The organism is Acetobacter sp. (assembly GCF_047721705.1).
Classification (GTDB): Bacteria; Pseudomonadota; Alphaproteobacteria; order Acetobacterales; family Acetobacteraceae; genus Acetobacter.
This window is the reverse complement of sequence record NZ_JBDNXK010000164.1, coordinates 1-3,645: the sequence shown is the minus strand read 5'-3', so window position 1 is coordinate 3,645 and position 3,645 is coordinate 1. Positions and strand designations below refer to the sequence as shown.

Below are 3,645 nucleotides of genomic sequence, written 5' to 3'. Positions count from 1 at the left end.
TGGGTCAGTGTGGCGGGCTCTTCGGGTGCCCGGTTGCGGATGGGGAATCCGGTGCGCGAAAGCGCAGGTCCCCTTCTGCGCCTTTCCCGGCACAAAAGACGCACGCCGGATCTTCCCGATTATCTCCACGACCAGTATCCCGAAACAGGCCTGCGTGCACCATCACGAAGACCACAGTAAACCCGCCGACAGCCGGGAGAGCTTTTGGTACCGATTATCTTCTAGTAGGGTTAATTTTCCACGTCGGTTCACACTTTTTGGCGATGGCGAGTAGGTTGAGGGCACCAAAAGCGGTCTCGCCCGGGGGATGACCGCGAGCCGGGTCGCCCGGCCTGACAAATCGCGCGCGTCACGCCGCCCGCTGCCGAGAGACCTGGATCGTCGCCGATCACGTCAGTCGTCTCCCAGCCAAGGTTCGGTGGGCGCGTCGACCGCAAGCTGTTCGAGCTGGACTATCTGCGCGCCACTCTTGCTGTCGCGAACTGACAGATGGATTGCCTGTGACACCTGAGATGGTGGCTCATCGGTAAGTTAGGAAATATATTCCGATATATCTTGATGTAAGATATATCGGAATATATATCGGTAATCATGAAACACAGAAACAGACACGCAGGCGGTCGTAACCGCCAGACTTTTTCCCCCGAAGGCATGGCCAGCGGCAGTGAACTCCGTCCTCCTCACGGGCGCGGCGGACATCACGGTGGTGGCCGCAGGGGCGGGCGTCATCGGCTTTTCGACTATGGCGAGATGCGCCTTATGGTCCTCTCCCTGATCGCGGAAAACCCGACCTACGGCTACGAGCTTATCAAGACCATCGAGGAGAAATTCGGTGGCAGCTATACGCCGAGCCCGGGTGTGATCTATCCGACGCTCACCTGGCTGGAAGAAGCAGGTTATATCCGCCCAGCGTCAGAAGAAGGCCGCAAAAGCTACGGCATCACTCCTGAAGGGGAAGCGTTCGTGGCCTCCAATCAGTCCGCGCTGGACGAAATTCTTGCACGGGCCGCGAGTGCTGACACGGAAGGAAAAGGCAACCGCCGCTCCCTGTCCGTGCCGGTCATGCGGGGGATGGAAAATCTCAAGACGGCCCTGCGTCTTCGCCTGCGCAATGGTGGTCTGGATGCCGAAGCCGAAGCGAAGATCGCAACGGTGCTCGACGAAGCGGCTCGTGCCATCGAACAGGTTTGAGGATAGCGGCCGCAGAGCGGTGCAGGGAATGATATCATGGACGACAGAATTACGACGGTTCTCGATCTCTATCATGCCCGGATGCAGGAGGAGCGGAGCCGCCCACGCGAGGAGCCGCCCGGTGGCCGGGATGGCGGTCAGGACCAGCGCATGCGCGCCATTGGGCCTGACACGGGGCAGTTGCTGAACATTCTGGCACGCAGCCAGTCTGCTCCGACTATTCTCGAGCTAGGCACATCCTTCGGCTATTCCGGGATATGGCTTTCCGAGGCAGCCCGCGCGACAGGCGGGAAGCTGATCACGATGGAACTGCATGGCTACAAATCGGCCTATGCCCGCGACATGGCGGACAAGGCCGGGCTGGCCGACTGGATCGATTTCCGGGTCGGCGATGCCGTGTCCATGATCGGAGACCTTATGCAGAAGGTCGATTTCGTCTTCGTCGATCTGTGGAAGGATCTCTACGTGCCCTGTCTTGAAGCATTCTTTCCGCGCCTCAATCCCGGAGCGATCGTCGTGGCGGACAACATGATCCGGCCGGGAACGGAAGATGTGAAGCGTTATGGCCGGGCCGTCCGAACACTGCCCGGCATGTCGAGCGTCCTGCTGCCGGTGGGAACAGGGATTGAAGTCAGCCGCTTCGAGCCGGCTACCGGATCTCGCTAGATCTTTTAGGACCTAACAGAAGCATTCGAGGCCGCATGTGCTCGTTATGAGCGACATGCGGCCCATTTGTTTGTCATCATAGGATTTCTTCGTGCAGTCATCTTCCACAACAGAGATAGCCTCTGCCTATAGCCCTTCGACACGCCTGCTTGTTTTCATCGGCCTCATCCTGACCATGGTCATGGGAGCGCTGGACCAGAGCATCGTCTCGACCGCGCTCCCCACCATCGTCAGCGACCTCGGCGGTCTGGCCCACATGTCGTGGGTGGTGACGGCGTTCATGCTCACTTCCACCATCGCGACGCCGATGTATGGCAAGCTGTCCGACATGTTCGGGCGTCGGCCGTTGCTGGCGTTCAGCATCGGTTCGTTCCTGTGCGCCTCGCTTCTATGCGGGATCGCGCAGAGCATGTGGCAGTTGATTCTGTTCCGGGGGCTTCAGGGCGTGGGAGCCGGGGGCCTGATGACGCTGTCGCAGACGGTGATCGGTGACATGGTGTCGCCTCAGCAACGCGGCCGTTACCAGGGGCTTTTTACCGGCGCGTTTGCGGTGAGCAGCGTGACGGGACCCTTCCTGGGCGGTGTGCTGACCAGCGCCCTGTCATGGCGTTGGGTGTTTCTCGTCAATCTGCCGGTCGGGCTTCTCGCCTTCGGGTTGATCATGCTGAGTCTGCCCGAAGGCCGGAGAGAGACAAGACCGCAGATCGACTATCCCGGAGCCGCTCTGCTGAGCGTTGCGACGGCCGGCTTCCTGTTGCTGTTCAATTCGCTTGGCACGTCCCTGCCATGGACCTCGCCGCTGACATTTCTTCTGCTCGGGCTCACCACAACGCTGTTCGTGTTGTTCATCCAGCAGGAAAGGCGGGTGCCTGAGCCGCTCATCAATCTGAACCTGTTGCGTATCCCGGCTTTCTCCGTGTGCGTCGCCGCGACCGGCATCATGTCATTCGCCATGATGGGGTCGATGATCTTTCTGCCTCTCTATTATCAGCTCGTTCTTGGGGAGACGCCGGCGGCGTCCGGTCTGATGATGCTGCCGCAGGTCGGCACGATGATGATCAGTTCGGTGCTGGGCGGATATGTCTCATCCAGAACGCAACGCTACGCCCTTCTGCTGGCCATCGGTGTCGGTATCGAATTCGCGGCCCTCAGCCTGATCGCACTCTGTGCCCATCATGGTGCGCCAGCTTTGTTCTTCCTGCTCAGCCTCGGCGCTCTGGGTGTCGGCATGGGGATCGGCATGCCCAATGCGACGGTGATGATCCAGAACGCCGTGCCGCCCGGATCATTGGGCATCGCCACCGCCATGATGTCCTTTATCCGTTCGCTGGGCGGGTCGCTCGGCGTGGCGCTCTCGGGTGGCGTGATGGCGCTCACCTTGCAGAACCGGCTTCAGGCACTGCAGGAGAAGATCGACGTGCCGGCATTTCTACAAAGCGGAATGGCCGCGATCCGCACGCTTTCTCCCGCTACGCATTCAGAGGTGACCGAGGCCTACAAGGGCGCGATCAGCGCCAGCCTGAGCGTGAGCAGCAGCTTCATGTTCCTGGCATTCCTGCTGATCGTGGGGTTGATGGTGCGTCAGGTCACCTCGCGAAGTAAAGCGGAGAGTGAATAGAGAATCTGCCGATATGATTCTCCCGACGGACGATCGTGGCGTGTAAAAAAATTCAGATCGTCGGCCAAGGAAAACTGCGGGTTACAGCGCTCAGGAAGGTGCAGCCCGCCATTTTGTTCGTGCAAGGCACAACATCTGGTGTCACTATAGCTTCATGAACACAATATGAG

General features: G+C 59.8%; 4 protein-coding genes. All 4 read left to right on the top strand.

Annotation, left to right across the window (positions count from 1 at the left end; translation table 11 throughout):
- A partial coding sequence (locus tag ABF824_RS16010; RefSeq protein WP_415489955.1) for a hypothetical protein occupies positions 1-180 on the top strand: 180 nt, incomplete at its 5' end.
- A 411-nt stretch (positions 181-591) separates the two neighbouring features.
- On the top strand, positions 592-1,191 hold the full coding sequence (locus ABF824_RS16005; protein ID WP_415489954.1) for a PadR family transcriptional regulator: 600 nt from the start codon (positions 592-594) through the stop codon (positions 1,189-1,191).
- Positions 1,192-1,227: 36 nt separating this feature from the next.
- Positions 1,228-1,857 carry an O-methyltransferase gene (locus tag ABF824_RS16000; protein ID WP_415489953.1) on the top strand — a complete coding sequence of 210 codons (630 nt, stop codon included), beginning with the start codon at positions 1,228-1,230 and terminating at the stop codon, positions 1,855-1,857.
- Positions 1,858-1,948: 91 nt separating this feature from the next.
- Positions 1,949-3,475: an MDR family MFS transporter gene (locus tag ABF824_RS15995; RefSeq protein WP_415489952.1), complete on the top strand. Its 1,527-nt coding sequence runs from the start codon at positions 1,949-1,951 to the stop codon at positions 3,473-3,475.
- The last annotated feature ends 170 nt before the right edge of the window (positions 3,476-3,645 follow it).